This window comes from Nocardia sp. NPDC003482 (assembly GCF_053588115.1).
Window position 1 is genome coordinate 350,396 of the sequence record NZ_JBSFPI010000004.1, and the last position, 20,551, is coordinate 370,946.

A 20,551-nucleotide genomic window follows, 5' to 3' on the forward strand; every position below is an offset into this window, starting at 1 on the left:
GATAGGTAGTCGGGAGGGGAGGGCACCGCCCTATGCGACGGATCCGCGCGTTCGGCTGGGCTGTGGTCACCTGTTGCGCGGTATCCGCGTGCGGCGGTGGGGATTCCGGTGAGCGGGCGACGGCCGCCGCGACCACGACCACGCCCGCCCGGCCGTCGATCCGGGTATCCGTTCCCCCCGCCCCCGCGCAGACCGGGACGAAGCAGGTGCGGTTCGATCCGTGCGTGGAGATCGGCGACGAGGTGGTCGGCCGATTGGGGTTCGATCCGGGGACGCGGGAACGTGATTCCGGGGAGATGGTCACGGATCTGCTGACTTCCATCGGGTGCGATTTCAATCGGGTGGCGGTGGTGGACGGGGAGAAGGTCATCACGTGCAGCGTCGCGGTCACCTCCCGCACGATGTCGCTCGACGAGATCCGCGACAACTCCCTGCGCTCGGTCTTCAGCAGCGAGACCATTCACGGCCGCCCGGCCGTGCTGTACACCACGCCGTCGCTTCCGGGGACCTGCTCGGCGGCGGTCACCTCGTCCGACGGCGTCCTCAATGTCGATCTGATCGTATTTCCCACGGCCGCACAGGTTCCCGCGCCGTGCGATCAGATTCGCGAACTCGCCGACGCCTTCGCGGCGGCGCTCGGCGAGAAGTAGCCGTGCGCGTCTCGTGGGTGGTGCGATTCTTCCGAGAGGGCGGAATCCTCGTTCAGCTCCTCCGGATCGCGCTGCTCCTGGTCGTCGCCGTGGCGTTCCTGAGCCTCGTGGCATGGGTAGGCAATCCGGCGTTGCGCGAGTCGGGACCACCCACGGCCTGGCATCCCCCACCATTGCCCGCCGATACCGAGAAACCGGATCCCCCACTGCCGCCGGGCTTTCCGTCCATGGAAATGCCACCCCCGATGGTCGCGGCCCCCGAGGGCCGCCCGCAGCCGGTGCCGACGCGGTACGGCCTGAGTTACAGCGTGCCGCCCGGACCGCGCTGGCAGGCGAGCAACCAGTCGATCTCGGGGTGGACCGATGATGTCACCGGCGCGTTCATCGCGCTCTACGGCGCGGCCAGCGATTACGGAGCGGGGTACTGCCGGGCGACCGAGGGATCGGCCCTGGCGCACATCGGAGTTCGCGGACGCAACGGCGTGGAACCCGAGGCGGCGGCCCGCGAGGAGGTCGAGAAGGCCCGGCGGATCTTCTCCGACAGCGCGACCGGACGTCAGGCCACGGTCACAGTGAGCGGGCCCGAATCGCGGACGATCTCCGGTCGACCAGCGGTGCGTTTCACGGCGGCCGCGTCGAATATTCCGAAGAAATCCTCGTGCGACCCCACCGAGGCCGGATTCGACATCATCGCCACCCCCGCGTACGCGTCGGCCGAGGTGGCGGTGTTCATGGTCGAGCACCATCGAGGACTACCGAATTCCCTGTCGGACAACGAGGTGGACGCGATCATCGCGACGATCGCGAAAACGCCCTGAGAGCAAAGGACAGCAGTACGTGGGCGAGAAATTCGATGCCGATGCGAGCGAGATCGCGGGACTCGGTGTCCTGGTCGCCGATATCGGAGCGGACGCGACCAAGGCCGCCGAATTCATCGGACACGAGGGCATGCCCGCCGAATGGCTGCACGGTCCCATCATCGACGGGCTGGTGGAATACATCCGCGGCGCCGCCGAGGGAACGAAGTCGCGCATGAGCGAGCTCGCGAGGACGACCAGCGCCACCGGAACCGAGCTGAACAAGGTCGCCTGGATGTACGTCGACCAGGAGAAGAAGAACTACGACGCGCTGAACCAGCACACCTTCCTCGGTCCCGAGGGGCCAGGCGTGACGCATACGTCCGACCCTCGCGTCGAATCGCCCGGCGCCACCGAGGGATTCACGTCGCCGCAACACTACGCCAAGCCCGAGGACTTCAAGCTCGACAAGCCCGCCGCCAATCGCGAGGACACCATCGCCCTCATCGCCGAGGTCGCGCCCGTCCTCGGCGACCTGAACGAGACGATCAAGAGCGTCACCCGCACGGCAGGAAACGAAATCGACCCGCTCGGAAAGTGTTTGGAGCCGATTCCGGGAAACTGGAGCGAGGTCCGGCGCATCGGGGAGGCGTACAAGGGCGCCGGGAACGGGATGGAGGCGTGCGGCAAGAACCTCGAGGCCGGGCTGAAGCGGGTCGATCCGACCTGGAACGGCAAGGCCGCCTTGTCCTTCAACGATTGGGCGAACCATCAGATCGCCGCGATGAAGTGGGAGGGACCGGTCGGGCGGGTGATCAGCGACGGGCTCGGCGTCGTGGCGGACGAGATCCGCGACGCCGTCAAATCCGTCCTCCAGAAGTTGTGGAGCATTCTGGAGAGTCAGATCGACTTCACCAGTGTCAAAGGCATTTTCAAGACGATCGGCAAGAAGATCCCGATCGTCGGGCAGGCCTACGAGATCATCGACCTCGGCCGCAAGTTGGTCAACATCATCACGACCGCCGTCGATCTGGTGCAGAAGATCCAGACCCTGGTCGACAAGGTGAAGAAACTCCTCGAATTCATCAAAAACCCGATCGCCAAGCTGAAGGACAACGCCCAGCAGAAGCTGAACGAGGTCGTCGCCCCCATCACCGATCGCGTCCAGGACGCCACCCGCAAGGCCGCCATCGCCGCCGATGTCGCGCAGATCGCCCAGGTCGACAGTATGCGGGACAGACCCACCCAGGGATATGACGTGGGCTCCGGAACCAATCCGTGGGACAACGCGTGAACCGCCGCGACGAACCGAACCTCGACCCGACCGTCGAGTCGCTGATGCGCGAGGTCATGAGCGCCGTAGACGACTTGCGCACGGCCCGAATCAGATTGGACGACCTCGATGTCGACGCGCTGCTGCGCGAACCCACGATCGTCACCGAGGATTTCATGGCCGCCCTCGCCGACGCCGAGGCCGCCTCCCCGGCCCTGCGGGCCTATGCCGAGCGGGTGCGGGCGGGTGAATGTGGTTGGGCGGATATCGAATCGCTCGCGCGGCCGGTGCCGCCGGAGGTGGCGGAGTTGAAGGGCTCGCCGCGGTTCGTGTGGGTCTGGGAGGTGAAGGCCGCGCCGCCGGAGCCGCCGCGCGGGCGCCTCGGGGAGGGGGTGGTGGGGCCGAGCGACTGGCCCGACGACTTCGACGAGTATCCCGGCGACGAACCCTGGTGGTTGCGCTGACACACTTCGGCCCCCGCTCCGGAATCGGAGCGGGGGCCGAATGTCGTTGTCTACCAGGTGGTTACCGGTAGTCGCTGAAGCCGTAGTCGTCCAGCGGCACCGCGGCACCCGTGGTCTGGCCGAAGCCGTCGGGGGTGTAGTAGGTGTCGTCGTAGGACGGGACGGCGTAGGCGGCCGCGCGGGCCTCCTCGGTGGGCTGAACCTGGATGTTGCGGTACCGGTTGATGCCGGTGCCCGCGGGGATCAGCTTGCCGATGATCACGTTCTCCTTCAGGCCGATCAGCTTGTCGGAGCGGCAGTTGATGGCCGCGTCCGTCAGCACTCGGGTGGTCTCCTGGAAGGAGGCCGCCGACAGCCAGGAATCCGTGGCCAGCGACGCCTTGGTGATACCCATCAGCACCGGACGGCCGGCCGCGGGCTCGGCGCCCTCGGCCACCACGCGACGGTTCGACGCCTCGAACTCGGCGCGCTCGACCAGCGAACCGGGCAGGAACTCCGTCGCGCCCGAGTCGATGATCGTGACGCGGCGCAGCATCTGGCGGACGATCACCTCGATGTGCTTGTCGTGGATGGACACACCCTGCGACCGGTAGACCTCCTGGACCTCGTGGACCAGGTGGACCTGCACCTGACGCGGACCCATGATGCGCAGCACCTCGTGCGGATCCGCCGAGCCCTCCAGCAGCTGCTGGCCGACCTCGACGTGGTCGCCGTCGGCGAGCAGGCGCTCGGAGCCGTCGTCGTGCTTGAACACCCGCAGCCGCTGCCGCTTCGACAGCTTGTCGTAGAGCACCTCCTCCGAACCGTCGTCCGGAATGATGGTGATCTTGTAGAAGCGGTCGTCGTCCTCGAGCCGCACCCGGCCCGAGACCTCCGCGATCGGGGCCTTGCCCTTGGGGACACGGGCCTCGAACAGCTCCTGCACGCGGGGCAGACCACCGGTGATGTCGTCACCGGCGACACCACCCTGGTGGAAGGTGCGCATGGTCAGCTGGGTGCCGGGCTCACCGATGGACTGGGCGGCGACGATGCCGACGGCCTCGCCGACGTCCACCAGCTTGCCGGTGGCCATCGAACGGCCGTAGCACATCGCGCAGACACCGGTCGCCGAGGTGCAGGTCAGCACCGACCGCACCTTGACCTCGGTGACGCCGGCCTCGAGCAGCGCGTCGATCGCCGGGTCGCCGATGTCGTGGCCCTTCTCGACCACCACGTTGCCGTTCGCGTCGATGATGTCGATCGCCGCGGTCCGGGCGTAGGTGCTGGTCTCGACGTGCGGGTCGCGGATCAGCGTGCCGTCGGCCATCTTCTCCGCGATGCGGACGTTGATGCCGCGCTCGGTGCCGCAGTCCTCCTCGCGGACGATGACGTCCTGCGACACGTCCACCAGACGACGGGTCAGGTAACCCGAGTCGGCGGTGCGAAGCGCGGTGTCGGCCAAGCCCTTTCGCGCACCGTGGGTGTTGATGAAGTACTCCAGCACCGTCAGGCCCTCACGGAAGGAGGACTTGATCGGCCGCGGGATGAACTCACCCTTCGGGTTGGTCACCAGACCCTTCATGCCCGCGAGGGTACGGGTCTGGGTGAAGTTACCCGTGGCGCCCGAATCCACGATCGTGATGATCGGGTTGTCGGCCGGGTAGTGCGCGCGCAGCGCCTTACCGACCTCTTCGGTGGCCTCCTGCCAGATCTTGACCAGGGCGTTGTTGCGCTCCTGATGATCGAGCGCACCGCGCTGGTACTTCTTCTCGATCTGATCCGACTGCGCCTCGTAGCGCTCCATGATCTCGGTCTTCTCCGGCGGCACCAGCACGTCGGACATGGAGACGGTGACACCGGACCGGGTGGCCCAGTAGAAACCGGCGTCCTTGAGCTTGTCGACGGTCTGCGCGACCACGATCATCGGGTAGCGCTCGGCCAGATCGTTGATGATCGCGGCCTGCCGCTTCTTCGGCATCTGCTCGTCGATGAACGCGTAGTCCGCGGGCAGCAGCTCGTTGAAGATGACCCGGCCCAGCGTGGTGATCGTGGTCCAGGCGTCGCCGCGCTGCCAGCCGTTCGGGAACAGCTCGGCCTCGACGTTCTTCGGCGGGCGCTGATCGGTCAGGCGCACCTTGATCCGCGAGCGCACGGTCAGCTCGCCGCGGTCGACGGCCATCTGGGCCTCGGCCGGGGAGGAGTACACGCCGAATTCCGGCTCGTCCGCGGTGGCTTCGCGGTACTCGCCCTTGGCGCCCTCCTCCATGCGGGTCAGGTAGTACAGGCCGGTCACCATGTCCAGGCGGGGCATGGCCAGCGGGCGGCCCGACGCCGGGGACAGGATGTTGTTCGAGGACAGCATCAGGATGCGGGCCTCGGCCTGCGCCTCCGCGGACAGCGGCAGGTGCACGGCCATCTGGTCACCGTCGAAGTCGGCGTTGAACGCCTCACAGACCAGCGGGTGCAGCTGAATCGCCTTGCCCTCCACCAGAAGTGGTTCGAAGGCCTGGATACCCAGCCGGTGCAGGGTGGGCGCGCGGTTGAGCAGCACGGGGTGCTCGGCGATGACCTCTTCGAGGACGTCCCACACCTGCGGCCGCTGCCGCTCGACCATCCGCTTGGCGGACTTGATGTTCTGCGCGTGGTTCAGGTCGACCAGCCGCTTCATGACGAACGGCTTGAACAGCTCGAGCGCCATCAGCTTCGGCAGACCGCACTGGTGCAGCTTCAGCTGGGGACCGACGACGATGACGGAACGGCCGGAGTAGTCGACGCGCTTGCCGAGCAGGTTCTGACGGAAGCGACCCTGCTTGCCCTTGAGCAGATCCGACAGCGACTTCAGCGGACGGTTGCCCGGTCCGGTGACCGGACGGCCGCGGCGGCCGTTGTCGAACAGGGCGTCCACCGACTCCTGCAGCATCCGCTTCTCGTTGTTGACGATGATCTCGGGCGCGCCCAGATCGATCAGTCGCTTGAGGCGGTTGTTGCGGTTGATGACGCGGCGGTACAGGTCGTTCAGGTCGGAGGTCGCGAAGCGGCCACCGTCGAGCTGCACCATCGGGCGCAGTTCCGGCGGGATCACCGGGACGGCGTCGAGGACCATGCCCATCGGCGAGTTGCCGTTGGTCTGGAACGCGGCGACGACCTTCAGGCGCTTGAGGGCGCGAAGCTTCTTCTGGCCCTTGCCCGTTCGGATGGTCTCGCGCAGGTTCTCGGCCTCGGCCTCGATGTCGAAGTTCTCCATGAGCTTCTGGATCGCCTCGGCACCCATGGCACCGGTGAAGTACTCGCCGTAGCGGTCCTGGAGCTCGCGGTAGAGGACCTCGTCCACGATCAGCTGCTTGGGGGCCAGCTTGGTGAAGGTGGTCCAGATCTCGTCGAGCCGGTCCAGCTCGCGCTGGGCGCGGTCGCGCAGCTGACGCATCTCGCGCTCGCCGCCGTCCTTGACCTTGCGGCGCACGTCGGACTTCGCGCCCTCGGCCTCGAGCTCGGCCAGGTCGGCCTCCAGCTTCTGGGCGCGGGCCTCGAGATCGGCGTCGCGCTGATCGGCGACGGCCTTCTTCTCGACCTCCATCTCCGCCTCGAGGGTGGAGAGTTCGTTGTGGCGCAGCTCGTCGTCGACGGTGGTGATGACGTAGGCGGCGAAGTAGATGATCTTCTCGAGATCCTTCGGCGCCAGGTCCAGCAGGTAGCCCAGGCGCGACGGGACGCCCTTGAAGTACCAGATGTGGGTGACCGGCGCGGCCAGCTCGATGTGGCCCATCCGCTCACGCCGCACCTTGGCACGGGTCACCTCGACGCCGCAGCGCTCGCAGATGATGCCCTTGAAGCGCACGCGCTTGTACTTGCCGCAGTAGCACTCCCAGTCCCGGGTGGGACCGAAGATCTTCTCGCAGAACAAGCCGTCCTTCTCCGGCTTGAGCGTGCGGTAGTTGATGGTCTCCGGCTTCTTGACCTCACCGTAGGACCAGTTACGGATGTCTTCGGCGGTGGCCAGGCCGATCCGGAGTTCATCGAAGAAGTTGACGTCTAGCACGTAACTTCCTTTCCCCTGTTCGGGTTGAGTTTCGAGCAAAATTCGCTAGTCATCAGCTCACTGCGCCAGATCGTCGACCGTCGCAGCCTCGTTGCGGGACAGGTTGATTCCCAGGTTCGCCGCGGCGCGCTCGAGGTCCTCGTCCTCGCCCTCGCGCAGTTCGATCGCGGCGCCGTCGGACGACAGCACCTCGACGTTCAGGCACAGGGACTGGAGTTCCTTGAGCAACACCTTGAACGACTCCGGAATGCCCGGCTCGGGGATGTTCTCGCCCTTGACGATCGCCTCGTACACCTTCACGCGGCCGACCACGTCGTCGGACTTGATGGTGAGCAGTTCCTGCAGGGTGTAGGCGGCGCCGTAGGCCTGCATGGCCCAGCACTCCATCTCGCCGAAGCGCTGACCACCGAACTGCGCCTTACCGCCCAGCGGCTGCTGGGTGATCATCGAGTACGGACCGGTCGAGCGCGCGTGGATCTTGTCGTCGACCAGGTGGTGCAGCTTCAGGATGTACATGTAGCCGACCGCGACCGGGTACGGGAACGGTTCGCCGGAGCGGCCGTCGAACAGCACGGCCTTACCGTCGGAGTTGACCATCGTCTCGCCGTCGCGGTTGGGCAGCGTCGAGCCGAGCAGGCCGGTGAGCTCCTCTTCCTGGGCGCCGTCGAACACCGGGGTGGCGATATTGGTGTCGGCGGGCTGGCCGATCATCTCCTCGGGCAGGTTCTTCGCCCACTCGGGCTCGCCCTCGACCTGCCAGCCGCTCTTGGCGATCCACCCCAGGTGGGTCTCCAGGATCTGGCCGATGTTCATACGACGCGGCACACCATGGGTGTTCAAGATGATGTCCACCGGGGTCCCGTCGGGCAGGAACGGCATATCCTCCTTCGCGAGGATCTTCCCGATCACACCCTTGTTCCCGTGGCGACCGGCGAGCTTGTCACCGTCCTGGATCTTGCGCTTCTGCGCCACATACACCCGCACCAGCTCGTTCACACCCGGCGGCAGATCGTCGTCGTCCTCACGGGAGAACACGCGAATACCGATCACCTTGCCGGACTCACCGTGCGGCACCTTCAACGAGGTGTCACGCACCTCACGCGCCTTCTCACCGAAGATCGCCCGCAGCAACCGCTCCTCCGGCGTCAGCTCGGTCTCACCCTTCGGGGTCACCTTGCCGACCAGGATGTCACCGTCACGAACCTCCGCGCCGATACGCACGATGCCACGCTCGTCCAGATCGGCGAGCACCTCATCGGACACATTCGGGATATCGCGAGTGATCTCCTCCGCACCGAGCTTGGTGTCCCGGGCGTCGATCTCGTGCTCCTCGATATGGATCGAGGTGAGCACGTCCTCCTCCACGAGACGCTGCGACAGGATGATCGCGTCCTCGTAGTTGTGACCCTCCCACGGCATGACGGCGACGAGCAGGTTCTTGCCCAGGGCCATCTCACCGTTCTCGGTGCACGGACCGTCGGCGAGAACCTGACCCTTCTCCACCCGCTGACCCTCGTCCACGATCGGACGCTGATTCGCGCAGGTGCCCTGATTCGACCGCGCGAACTTACGCAACCGGTAGCTGCGCCGGGTGCCGTCGTCGTGCATGACGGTGATGTAGTCGGCCGAAACCTCTTCCACCACACCAGGTTTGTCGTTCACGACCACGTCACCGGCGTCGACCGCGGCGCGCAGTTCCATGCCGGTGCCGACGAGCGGCGACTCGGAACGGATCAGCGGCACGGCCTGGCGCTGCATGTTCGCGCCCATGAGCGCGCGGTTGGCGTCGTCGTGCTCGAGGAACGGGATCATCGCGGTCGCGACCGAAACCATCTGGCGCGGCGACACATCCATGTAGTCGACGTCCTTGGCCGGGACGTACTCCATCTCCTCGTTGCCGCGGCGGGCCAGGACCCGGTCCTCGACGAAGGTGCCGTCCCGCTCCACCGGCGAGTTCGCCTGGGCGCGGATGTGGCGGTCCTCCTCGTCGGCGGTCAGGTACACGACCTCGTCGGTGACCCGGCCGTCGACGACCTTGCGGTACGGGGTCTCGATGAACCCGAACGGGTTGACCCGCGCGTACACCGACAGCGAGCCGATCAGGCCGATGTTCGGGCCTTCCGGGGTCTCGATCGGGCACATGCGGCCGTAGTGCGAGGGGTGCACGTCGCGGACCTCGAGGCCGGCGCGCTCACGGGACAGACCACCCGGGCCCAGCGCCGAGAGGCGGCGCTTGTGGGTCAGGCCCGACAGCGGGTTGTTCTGGTCCATGAACTGCGACAGCTGCGAGGTGCCGAAGAACTCCTTGATCGCCGCCACCACGGGCCGGATGTTGATCAGGGTCTGCGGGGTGATCGCCTCGACGTCCTGGGTCGTCATGCGTTCGCGCACAACGCGTTCCATGCGCGAGAGGCCCACGCGGATCTGGTTCTGGATCAGCTCGCCGACCGTGCGCAGGCGACGGTTGCCGAAGTGGTCGATGTCGTCGACCTCGACGGGCACCTCCACGCCGCCGGGGGCGGTCATCTCCTTGTCGCCCTGATGCAGGCGGACCAGGTACTCGATGGTGGTGATGATGTCGTCGCGGGTCAGCACCGAACCGGTGATCGGCTCGCCCGGGTTCAGGCCGAGCTTCTTGTTGACCTTGTAGCGGCCGACGCGCGCGAGGTCGTAGCGCTTCTCCTTGAAGAACAGGTTCTCCAGCAGGGTCTGCGCGGACTCCTTGGTCGGCGGCTCGCCCGGACGCAGCTTGCGGTAGATGTCCAGCAACGCCTCGTCCTGACCGGCGGTGTTGTCCTTCTCCAGGGTCGACATCATGATCTCGGAGAAGGAGAAGCGCTCGACGATCTCCTCGGTGGTCATGCCCAGCGCCTTGAGCAGCACGGTGACCGGCTGGCGGCGCTTGCGGTCGATGCGGACGCCGACGGTGTCGCGCTTGTCCACGTCGAACTCGAGCCACGCCCCGCGGCTCGGGATCACGCGCACGCTGTGCAGGGTCTTCTCGGTGCCCTTGTCGATGGTCTCGTCGAAGTAGACGCCCGGCGAGCGGACCAGCTGGGAGACGACGACACGCTCGGTGCCGTTGATGATGAACGTGCCCTTGTCGGTCATCATCGGGAAGTCACCCATGAAGACCGTCTGGGACTTGATCTCACCCGTGTTGTTGTTGATGAACTCCGCGGTGACGAACAGCGGCGCCGCGTAGGTCATGTCCTTGTCCTTGCACTCCTCGATGGAGGCCTTGACCTCTTCGAAGCGCGGATCGGAGAAGGACAGGGACATCGATCCCGAGAAGTCCTCGATCGGCGAGAGCTCTTCGAGCACCTCCTCGAGCCCGCCGAACGGGTTGACGTCGCCGCGGGCGATCGCCTTCTCCCGCCAATCCGGCGAACCGATCAGCCAGGCGAACGAATCGGTCTGTAGATCGAGAAGACCCGGAACCTCGAGAGGCTCACGGATCTTCGCGAAAGACACCCGCTTCGGGGCTCCGGGGATACCGGCCTTGGTCTGGGTGGAGACTGCCAAGATGCGTCCTTCCAGCACCTCACGCGCGTCGCGTGGTGGTCCGCGACCGTCGCTTGTCTTTGCTACTTGGAGATTCCCGCTGGTAGCACCCCAGAACGAACCCCAAACAGCAAAAGACGGAAGTAACACCTCGGCGGTGGAACTTTCGTAGTGTGATCGAGGTATGGACAGAGGGCAGCCAGCGCAACGTCCAAACCTACACCCCTGAAGAGAGGGTGTCAAAGTACCACCCGAGCCGAGTTCCAAACAGTTGGCGCGCCGGACCCGTTTCCGCTGGCTGCGTGCGGGCTCGTCGGCTGCGTCTCAACCGGGGCACTCGACCCTGTGACAGCTGCCGCTGTTGTGAATAGCGTGACTGGTCGGACGACACTCGTCAAGTGGCGGGGCCGCGAAAACGGGCACGAGATCGCCTGTGGCGCTGGTAGATCTCCCGCTGACCTCAGCGATCGGGGAGATCGCTGGCGAGCCAGCGGTCGCCCACCTTCGTCAATCGGACCAAGATCGGACCCGTGGCGCTCTGCTGCACGGCGCCGTCCTTGGTCAGTCCGACGGTCATGTTCGCGATGACCTCGGCGTTGTCTTTGGTGAGGAAAGTCACACCGATGGGGTCGGTACGGATGTCGGCCTTGGTGCCGGTCTGCTGGACGGCCTGCACGACGGTGTCGAGATATTTGTCCGAATCGGCGAGCGCCTTACCGGTCAGGACCTTCTTGGCGGCGTCCTTGTAGCCGCCCATATTCGCGGCGTCGGTGCCGTAGACCGTGGCGAGCACCTGCGCGGTCGCGGCCTTGACCTGTTCGGTCTCGGCATTGTCGAGGAAGGCGCGATTCGCGTCGTCCACACCCGGCCGGAATGCGGCCGTCACCGCGACCGCGGCCAGCAGCAACGCGGCGACCGCGAGCAGGATCGCGGGCCGCCAGCGCGACGTGGCCCGCGTCCGGTCCCGTGTCGGCAGCCGCCACGCCCGCGCGCCCGCGGACCGGTCGGCGGGCGGACGCTGGACGGATCGGCGCTGTTCGGCCGGGCCCGGACGCCCGGCCACCCGGCGGGTGGTCGTCTTCTTCGCGGGCGTCTTCGCGGCCGGGCGGCGGCGCGAGACGCGATTGATCGGTCGGCGGGATTCCGTCATGGTGGCCTCCTACGGTCCCGGCGTCGGGGTGGGCGCGGGCGTCGTGGCCGGCGCGGGCTGGGCGCCGGGCTGGGGCTCCGGGGCGGCCGCGTCGAGCGAGACCGGCTCGGCGACGGTCTGGACCTGTTCGGCCTTCCACACGTCCCCGGTCTTCACCATGTCGATCGCCCAGGTGAAACGCAGTCGCTCCGAGGGCTTTCCGGGACCGGCGGAATCCACCTCCAGCACGACCAGCGTCGAGGCGTGGTCGCGTTCGCTGTTCAGCTGGGTGAGCGCGGCGTTGAGCACCTTCGAGGTCGAGTTCACCCCGCCCGCGACGGCCCGCTGCTTCATCTGGTCCTTGTTCTTGTCGGCGGTGTCGAGCAGATCGCCGGTCATCGACGAGCGGGCGGTGCCCAGCGACCCGTCGACGTCGTCGAGTTTCAGGGTGGTGATGTTCACCGCCGCCTGCCGCGCCCCGTCGAGGGCGGCGTCCCGGGCGGCCGCGCGCGGGCCGTCGGTGAACCAGGCCGCGCGCGCCCAGCCGAATCCGAACCACAGCGCGGCCACCAGGGCCACGGCGGCGGCGACCGCCGCGACGGCGGTCAGCACCGTCGGCAGCCGGGATGCCGACGATTCGCCGGACGGGACCGGCTGGGTCGGCGCGGGCGGCGTAGCGGTATCGGGATCGGAACTCACAGCGTCACCCTAACGTCGTCGTCTCCGCCGTCGAATCGGCCCTTCCCGCTGCTCACCGCTTCGGGGTCACGCCCATGAGGGTCGCCAGCTGCACGGCCACCGGGGACAGGTCGAGCCGGTCCGGATCGGTCTTGGGCTTGCCGTCCCAGGGTTGCGGGATGCTCGGATCGGCCAGTTCGGCCCGCGCCCCGCCGCGCACCGCGGTCGGATTGCCTTGTGGGACAGTGCATTGCGCGTTCAGATTGAGCGGGAAGTCGTCGCGGGTGTCGTCGAAGTCCGGGTTCTGCGCCTTCATCTGCTGGAGGAGCTGTTTGGTGCCCTCGTAGCCCTGGGTGCAGGCGGGCGGATTGTTGGTCTCGAGCACCAGCCCGAAGTGCGTGGTGCCGTCGCCCGGCGCGGTCGCCGAACCGCCCCACGACAGGATCGGCAGCATCTGCAACAGCGGTTTGAGCGCGTAGTACTTCGGCGACACCGACAGCAGCAGCGCGCGCAGATTCGCCAGATCCTTGGTCAGCGGATCGGCGCTCTGATCCAGCAGGGCGTCGATCGCGCGGCCCGCGTCGGTGCCGGTGCCGATCAACCGCCGCAGATCGGGGTCGTTGGCCTTCAGTTGCAGGCTGAGCCGGTCCAGGCCCTCGCTGAACTGCCGGATGGCCCCGGACTGGTCGGCCTGGGTGCCGAGCACCACCTGGGCGTCGCGGATCAGATCGACCGTCGGCCGCAACGCCTCGACGCCGGTGGCGCTGAACTTGTTCAGCGAGTCCAGCAGCACGCGCAGATTGTCGCCCTGGCCGTCGAACGCCTTGCCGAGTTCGGTGACCGTGGTCGACAGCGCCTGTAGATCGGTCGTGGACGCGAAGTGGTCGACGCTGGCCAGCAGGTCCTCCACTCGGATCGGGGTCTCCGCGCCGTCGATGACCGAACCGTCGCGCAGATACGGCCCGCCCGCGCGGTCCGGTTCCAGATCCACGTACTGCTCGCCGATCGCGGATCGGTTGGCCACCACGGCCTTCGCGCTCGCGGGCACCTTCGGCTTGCCCGAATCGAGTTCGAGGTCGATGAGCACGCCGTCGGGGGTGATGTCCATGGAGTTCACCCGGCCCACCGCCACGCCGCGATAGGTGACCTCGGCGCCCTTGGAGAGATTGCCGGTCTCCTTGGCCCGCACGGTGACCCGGTACTGGCCGAAGCCGAGCATGTGGTCCAGGTGGACGTAGCGCGCGCCGACGTACACGACGCCGAGCACCGCGATCACCGCGAACGCGATGAGCTGGATACGGACGAGGCGACTCACGGGTGACCACCCACTCCCAACTGGTCGAGGATCGCCCCGAGCGGATTGTTCGGCGCGGGCGCGGCCACGGCCGCGGGCAGCGGCAGCAGCGACACCGTCGGCCAGCCCGGGCGCGGCCCGTTGCCGCCCACCCACGGATTCGACGGGTCCACATTGATCGGCGGGGTGGTCTGGATGAACACCGGATCCGGTTTGCCCACACCGAGATTGGACAGCGTCTCGGCGATCTGCAGATCCACCACCAGGAACGTGTTGACCTGCCCGCCGATGGCCGCGTCGATCGAGGCGTCGGGGAACGGATAGGTCGGGATGAGCGGCAGCGCGGTCACCAGATCCGGTGCGGCCCTACCCAATTCCTGCAAGGTCGGCCGCAGCGATTGCAGATCCCGGATCAGGTTCTCCTTGGAGTGGTCGAGCACGTCCATGCCCGCCTGACCGAGCCGGTCCAGTTGCCGCAGCAGCCCGATCAGCTGCGGCCGCTGCTCGTCGAGGATCTTGATGCCCGCGGGCAGTTCGTCGAGGATCTTGCCGATCTGCTCGGTCTGCTGGCCCACCCGGCTCGACAGCGTGCCGAGCCCGTCGAGCGCGCGCTGGATGTCGTCGACCTGTTTGTTCAGTCCGTCGATGAGGGTGTCGGCCTGGTCGAGCAGCGAACGGGCCTTGTTCTCCCGCCCGGCCAGCGCCTTGTTCAGCTCGACCACGATCGGCTGCAACTGCGCCACCCCGCCGCCGTTGAGCAGCAGCGACAGCGCGCCGAGGACCTGTTCGACCTCGGTCGCGTGCCGGGTGCGCTCGACCGGGATGACCGCGCCGTCGGCGAGCCGTTCGGGCGCGGGATCCTGTGCGGGAGCGGACAATTCGATGAACTTCTCGCCCAGCAGATTGGACTGCTTCACCTCGGCGTGCGCGTTGGCGGGCAGTTTCACCGACGCGTTGACGAGGGTGTGCACGCTGGCGGTCCAGCCGTCCGGCGCGACATCGATCTTGTCGACCCGGCCGACCGGCACGCCCTCGACCTTGACCGCGGACTGCGGCACCAGATCCAGCACGTCGTCGAAGCGGACGTCGATGTGCAGCGGATGATCGCCGGTGTCGGCGCCGCCGGGCAGCGGCACGCTGTACATGCCGTCCGACGAACACGCCGTCACCAACGCGGCGCACAGCCCGAAAGCGGTGCCGCCCAACGCGATTCGCGCGGTGCGTGTCATCGCTGCCCACCTTCCTGCTGCGAGGGCGGCAGCTGGTTCGACGGCGTGCCGGGCACGGTGCCCGGAACCGGCGCGCGCTGCTCGTTGTCGCCGGAGAGGATGCCGAACGGCAGGATCAGCGTCGGGGTCTTCACCCCGGCGGTGATCTGGTCGGTGATCGCCTGGCAGTGGTCGAGGAGCGGCCGCATCTGCCGTCCGAGCGCGTCGAACTGCGGATCGCCGGGGCGCAGCTTGCTCAGATCCAGCATCTTGCAGATCACGCCGAACGGATCCTGGAGATCGGGGAAGTTCGGCCGCATGTCGAGGGTGCCGGTCTCGCCGTTGTGCGCGTTGATCAGGTTGCTCAGCGCGACCGGCAGCACCGGCAGCGCGCGGGCCAGATCGTCGCGCTGGTCGGCGAGGGTCTTGGTGAGTTTGGTCAGCGCCTCGGCGTTCTGGGCGACCAGATCCCGGTTGTCGTCGATGAACCGGGCCACATCGCCCAGCGCGATCGACAGCAGGTTCAGCGCCTGGCCGAGATCCTGCCGCTCACCGGCGAGGAAGGTCGCGAGATCGGCCAGCTGCGTATTGAATTCGCGCACCTGGGCGTCGTTCTCGGCCAGCGTGTGCACGAAGACCTGGAGGTTCTTGATGGTGTCGAAGATGTCGCCGCGCGAATCCGACAGGTACCGCGCCGCGTGCGAGAGCTGGGTGAACGAATTGGCCAGCGCCTCACCGTTACCCGCGAGATTCGCCGCCGACGAGCGCACCAGGTCGTTGACCGCGCCGTCCTTGTTCGCGCCGTCCGGACCGAGGGCGTCCGACAGCTGGGCGATGCTCTTGTAGAGCCGGTCCACCTCGACCGGGGTCGCGGTGCGCTCCTTGGGAATCGTGGCCTCGCGGGGCATCTTCGGCCCGCCCCGATAGACCGGGGTGAGCTGGATGAACCGGTCCGACACCACCGACGGGGTGATCTGCGCGGCCTTGGCGTCGGCCGGGATGTCGTACTTGCGGTCGACGGACATCGTGACCTTCACCTGATCACCCTGCGGCACAACCGAATCCACCGAACCGACCGGCACGCCCAGGATGCGGACGTCGGAACCGGTGTAGATGCCGATCGACTTGTCGAAGTACGCGGTGATCTTCGTGGTGTTGAAATGGTCGAACAGCCACCACAACACGCCCGCGAGCACGACCGCGGCCGCGGCCACCAGCGCGATGGAAACCTTGGCGGTGCGTCCCATCAGTTGCCTCCCAGGGTCCGGACCGGCGGGCGAGCACCCGGGATCTCCGGCAGCGCGGGCGGGATCAGATTCGTGATCACCGCGTCGAACCAGCGACCGCTGCCCAGCACGTTGGCGTAGATGTTGTAGAAGGGCGCGGCCAGGGTCAGCGTCCTGGAGATGTTCTGCTGGTTGTCGTTGAGCAGGTCGATGGACTTCTTCAGATTGGTCAGCGCCGGGCCGATCTGCTGCTCGTTGTCGTGCACGAGCGCGGTCAGCTCGGCCGCCACCGACTTCGCGCCGGTGAGCAGCTGTTGGATGGCCTGCTGGCGGACGTTCAGCTCGGTCAGCAGCTGGCCGCCGTTGGCGAGCAGCCTCTCGAATTCGGCGTTGCGGTCGGCCAGCACCTTGGTCGTCTTGCTGGTCGCCGCGAACAGCTGCTTCAACTGTTCGTCGCGCTTGGCGAGGGTCTCCGACAGCCGGGCCACGCCGTCGATCGAGCCGCGGATCTCCGGCGGGGTGCCCGAGAACGCGTCGGACAGCACACGGAAGCTGGTGGCCAGCTGCGCGGTGTCGGTCTGCTGGATCTGCTTGGCGGCGTCGCTGAACGCGTCCACCACGTCGTACGGAGACACCGTGCGGGACAACGGAATCGGATGACCCGGATCGGCGGCCTTGCTCCCCTTGGGATCCAGTGCCAGATACTTCTGCCCGAGCAGGGTCTTGATCTGGATGGACGCGGTGGTCTGATCGCCCACCCAGGCGTCGCGCGCGCGGAAGGTGACCAGCACGTGGTCACCGGCGAGGCTCACATCCGAGACGTCGCCGACCTTCACCCCCGCGATGCGGACCTCGTTGCCCTTCTTCAGCCCGGCCGCCTCGGAGAACTCGGCGGTGTACCGGATCCCGGCCCCGATGATCGGCAGTTTGTCGACCGAGAACGCCGACATCGTGACCAACAGGACCAGCAGCAGGCCGAGCCCGCCCATGAACGCCGGGCTGCGCTTGCCGAACATGCCGCGTTCGTCCATCAGCGACCACCCTTCCCATGGCAGCGCGGCGCGGGGTTGGTGTAGACGGGCTGATTCACCGTCGGCAGCCCCGCGGGCACGTTGAGGTCCGGGGTCTTGCGCGGATCCCCCGGCCCGGCGACGACGTCGATGCCGCACAGATAGAACTGGAACCAGGAACCGTAGCTGCCGGCCCGCGCCAGCTTCTCCATCTTGATCGGCAGATTCGTCAGCGCCTGATCGATATCGTCTCGGCGCGAGGACAATTCGCCGGTCAGCTGGTTCAGGCCCGCGATCGACCCCTGCAGGGTCGGGCGGGTCGGCACCAGCAGATCGGAGGTGGCCGAGGCCAGGTTGCCCAGCGACTGCACCGCCGAACCGATCGTGCCGCGTTCGGCGTTGAGACCGCTGACCAGCGATTCGGTATTGACGATCAGATCGTTGAGCTGACCGTCGCGCGAATTGACCGCGTCCAGAATGGCATTGAGGTTCTTGACGATCTCGCCGATCACCGCGTCCTTGTCGGCGATCTTGTTGGTCAGGCTCGCGGTGTTGCGGACCAGATCGGTGATCGTGCCCGATTCACCCTGGAAGACCTGGATGATCTCGTAGGACAGCTTGTTCACGTCCTCGGCCGACAGCGTCTGGAACAGCGGCCGGAAGCCGTTGAACAGGGTGGTCAGATTCAGCGCCGACCGGGTGTGGTCGAGCGGAATCGTGCCGCCCGCGTTGAGCTTTCGGCCCTGCTGCCCGCTGCCCTGTTCCAGCGCGATGTAGCGCTGTCCGACCAGGTTGCGGTACCGGATGGTCGCGATGGTCGAGGCGGGCAGCCAGTCGCGGTCGTTGAGTTCGAAGGTGACCTCGGCCTGGGAGCGGTCGGCCACCGCCACCTTGTTCACCTTGCCGACCCGCACCCCGGCCACCCGGACCTCGTCGCCCGGATTCAGCGAGGTCGCGTCGGCGAAGCGGGCCTTGAACTGTTTGCCGCCGCCGCTGTAGTTGGCGATGGTCAGCGCCAGCAGCGTGGTCACGAACAACGTCACCACGACGAAGATCAGCAGTTTGGTCAGCGGCCCGGCCAGGCCGCGCAGGGATCCGCTCATCGCACACTCACCTCGCTGCCGCGCAGGGCCGGAGCCGCGATGCGGCTGATCCAGTCCGGCACCTCGGACGGTGGGACGTCGTTGGCCGCGCCGAGCACCGCGCCCACGGCCCGCTCCTCGGCGGGCGATCCGGCCAGCGTCGGCGCGCCCGATCCGTACACCGAGAACTGCGCGGGCGGTAGATGTCCGGCGTTCTGATCGCCGGGCGCGCGGCTGGGCACCGGATAGGAACCGTCGTTGTAGGGCCCGGTCGGGTACTGGCCGAGATCGGTGCCCAGCGCGGGTTCGGGCAGGCAGACCGGTCCGCGGGTGTCGAGCCAGCGCGGCTCGTCCTGGTTGGGCAGGTAGCGGCCGCGCGGATTCACGATCTGCACATTGGTCCGCACGCCGGGCATGCCCGTGCCGGGACCGAACAGCTTGGTGATGCGCGGGCTGAGCTGAGCGAAGTTGCGCATGGTGCAGGCGTAGCTGGGTGAGTAGGTGGCCAGCAGTTCCAGCGCCTCACGGGAGTCCGCGGCGACGTCGATGATGTTGTCGCGGTTGAGGATCAGGAAGTCGGCCGTATGCGAGGACGTCGGGGTCAGCACCGAGTACAGGGTGTCGATCTGCGACCGCTTCTGCCCGATCGTGGCATTGGTCGTGCGCAGGTTGTCGAAGGTGTCCACCAGCTGCGGCAGCGCGTCGGAGTAGGTGTCGGCCACGGTGGCGAAGCTGCGCAGATCGTCGCGCAGGGTGGGCAGCACGTCGTTGAGATCGCGGAAGATGTGGTCGAGCCGATCGATGGTGTCGCCCAGTTCCCGGCCCTGGCCGCCGAGCGCCTGCGACAGCGCGCCCAGGGTGGAGGCCAGATACTGCGGCGGGATCGCCTGCAACAGCGGCAGCACGCTGTCGAGCAGGCGGCTCACCTCGACGGCGTTACCGCTCGCGTCCTGATGCAGGACCGCGCCCGGCTTCAGGTACTGCCCGCTGGGCTGCTCGGGCCACATCAGTTCGACGTAGCGCTCACCGAACAGGGTCTTGGGCAGCAGACGTCCGGTCACGTTGGCCGGGATCTTCGCGGCCTTACCGGGGTCCAGGGCCAGATGCAGAGTGACTCGGCCGCCGGTGGATTCGCTCGAGCGGACCTCGCCGACGTTCACGCCGCGGACCTTCACATCCGCGTTGCGGGTCAGCGCGTTGCCCACGTTGTCGGTGAGCAGGTCCACCTTCACGGTGTCGACCCACACCTTGTTGTAGATGGCGATGGTCGTGTAGAGGAACAGAGCCATCACGACGAAGAAGAGTATGCCCAGCGTTCGCTTGCGCAATTTCTCTGTGGCACGCCACATTTCGACCCTGCGCTCGTTCATCCGGCCACCCGCACCGTGGTATTCGTTCCCCAAATGGCAAGGCTCAAAAAGAAATCCAGGATGTTGATCAGAACGATCGATGCGCGCACCGCGCGGCCCACGGCCACGCCGACGCCGGCCGGTCCGCCCGTGGCGGTATACCCGTAATAGCAGTGGATCAGGATGATCACGAATGCGAACACGAGCACCTTGAGGAACGAATAGAGAACGTCCTCCGGGGGCAGGAACAAGCCGAAATAGTGGTCGTAGGAACCGGACGACTGCCCGTTGAACCACACGTTGATCTGCCGGGATGCCAGGTATGTGCCGAGCAGGCCGACGACGTAGAGCGGGATCACCGCCACGAAGCCCGCGATGACCCGGGTGGACACCAGGAACGGCACGCCCGGCACGGCCATCACCTCGAGCGCGTCGATCTCCTCGGAGATGCGCATCGCGCCCAGCTGCGCGGTGAAACCGCAGCCGACCGTGGCCGACAACGCGATCGCGGCGACCAGCGGGGCCAGCTCACGGGTGTTGATGTAGCCGGTCAGGAAGCCGGTGAGCACCGACGAGCCCAGCGCGTCGAGCGCCTTGAAGCCCTGCAGACCGACCACCACGCCGACCGAGGCCGACATCATCACGACCACGCCGATCGTGCCGCCGATGACCGCGAGCGCGCCCGAACCGAAGGTCACCTCGGCCAGCAGCCGCATGACCTCCTTGCGGAAGTGCACGATCGTGCGCGGGATCCAGGCGATCGCCTTGGAGTAGAACGACATCTGATCGCCCGCGCGATCGATGACGTTCACGGGTGCGCGCAGGGCCGAGCCCACCCGGCGCAACGCCGGGGAACGTTGTACGGAGACCAT

15 protein-coding genes are annotated in these 20,551 nt (G+C 67.1%); 4 read left to right on the top strand and 11 right to left on the bottom strand.

Annotated elements, in window-relative coordinates:
* The first annotated feature begins 32 nt into the window (after positions 1-32).
* Genes ACWDSJ_RS08725 through ACWDSJ_RS08740 form a run of 4 tightly spaced genes read left to right on the top strand, consistent with a single transcriptional unit; the run spans position 33 to position 3,184 of the window.
* A complete protein-coding gene (locus ACWDSJ_RS08725) occupies positions 33-650 on the top strand; it encodes a DUF3558 domain-containing protein (protein WP_450030339.1) in 618 nt (205 codons plus the stop codon).
* 2 nt (positions 651-652) lie between these two features.
* Positions 653-1,468 (top strand): hypothetical protein, encoded by an 816-nt coding sequence (locus ACWDSJ_RS08730; RefSeq protein ID WP_450030341.1) that lies wholly within the window; start codon positions 653-655, stop codon positions 1,466-1,468.
* Between the two features lie 19 nt (positions 1,469-1,487).
* Positions 1,488-2,741: a hypothetical protein gene (locus ACWDSJ_RS08735; protein ID WP_450030343.1), complete on the top strand. Its 1,254-nt coding sequence runs from the start codon at positions 1,488-1,490 to the stop codon at positions 2,739-2,741.
* Positions 2,738-3,184 (top strand): hypothetical protein, encoded by a 447-nt coding sequence (locus ACWDSJ_RS08740; RefSeq protein ID WP_450030344.1) that lies wholly within the window; start codon positions 2,738-2,740, stop codon positions 3,182-3,184. The genes ACWDSJ_RS08735 and ACWDSJ_RS08740 overlap by 4 nt, the downstream gene beginning before the upstream one ends.
* Before the next feature lie 61 nt (positions 3,185-3,245).
* On the opposite strand, the gene ACWDSJ_RS08745 is transcribed toward ACWDSJ_RS08740, so the two are convergent.
* The 11 genes from ACWDSJ_RS08745 to ACWDSJ_RS08795 form a co-directional block, all read right to left on the bottom strand.
* Positions 3,246-7,199 (bottom strand): DNA-directed RNA polymerase subunit beta', encoded by a 3,954-nt coding sequence (locus ACWDSJ_RS08745; RefSeq protein WP_450030345.1) that lies wholly within the window; start codon positions 7,197-7,199, stop codon positions 3,246-3,248.
* 57 nt (positions 7,200-7,256) lie between these two features.
* The gene (gene rpoB, locus ACWDSJ_RS08750; RefSeq protein ID WP_387359593.1) at positions 7,257-10,742 is read right to left on the bottom strand and encodes a DNA-directed RNA polymerase subunit beta; all 3,486 of its coding nucleotides are present in this window, start codon (positions 10,740-10,742) and stop codon (positions 7,257-7,259) included.
* Positions 10,743-11,163: 421 nt separating this feature from the next.
* Positions 11,164-11,853 (bottom strand): hypothetical protein, encoded by a 690-nt coding sequence (locus ACWDSJ_RS08755; protein ID WP_450030347.1) that lies wholly within the window; start codon positions 11,851-11,853, stop codon positions 11,164-11,166.
* A gap of 9 nt (positions 11,854-11,862) precedes the next feature.
* Positions 11,863-12,531, bottom strand: coding sequence for a hypothetical protein (locus tag ACWDSJ_RS08760; RefSeq protein WP_450030348.1), 669 nt, complete (start codon positions 12,529-12,531; stop codon positions 11,863-11,865).
* 52 nt (positions 12,532-12,583) lie between these two features.
* A complete protein-coding gene (locus ACWDSJ_RS08765; protein WP_387359587.1) occupies positions 12,584-13,825 on the bottom strand; it encodes an MCE family protein in 1,242 nt (413 codons plus the stop codon).
* Positions 13,822-15,033, bottom strand: a complete 1,212-nt coding sequence (locus ACWDSJ_RS08770) for an MCE family protein (protein ID WP_450030350.1) — start codon at positions 15,031-15,033, stop codon at positions 13,822-13,824. Before ACWDSJ_RS08770 ends, ACWDSJ_RS08765 begins: the two co-directional genes overlap by 4 nt.
* Complete coding sequence (locus ACWDSJ_RS08775) at positions 15,030-16,259, bottom strand: MCE family protein (protein WP_387359583.1); 1,230 nt, start codon at positions 16,257-16,259, stop codon at positions 15,030-15,032. Before ACWDSJ_RS08775 ends, ACWDSJ_RS08770 begins: the two co-directional genes overlap by 4 nt.
* Positions 16,259-17,254 carry an MCE family protein gene (locus tag ACWDSJ_RS08780; protein WP_450030428.1) on the bottom strand — a complete coding sequence of 332 codons (996 nt, stop codon included), beginning with the start codon at positions 17,252-17,254 and terminating at the stop codon, positions 16,259-16,261. The genes ACWDSJ_RS08775 and ACWDSJ_RS08780 overlap by 1 nt, the downstream gene beginning before the upstream one ends.
* A 14-nt stretch (positions 17,255-17,268) precedes the next feature.
* Positions 17,269-18,351: an MCE family protein gene (locus tag ACWDSJ_RS08785; RefSeq protein ID WP_450030352.1), complete on the bottom strand. Its 1,083-nt coding sequence runs from the start codon at positions 18,349-18,351 to the stop codon at positions 17,269-17,271.
* Positions 18,348-19,679 (bottom strand): MCE family protein, encoded by a 1,332-nt coding sequence (locus ACWDSJ_RS08790; protein ID WP_450030430.1) that lies wholly within the window; start codon positions 19,677-19,679, stop codon positions 18,348-18,350. Before ACWDSJ_RS08790 ends, ACWDSJ_RS08785 begins: the two co-directional genes overlap by 4 nt.
* A 17-nt stretch (positions 19,680-19,696) precedes the next feature.
* Positions 19,697-20,551 (bottom strand): MlaE family ABC transporter permease, encoded by an 855-nt coding sequence (locus tag ACWDSJ_RS08795; protein WP_387360181.1) that lies wholly within the window; start codon positions 20,549-20,551, stop codon positions 19,697-19,699.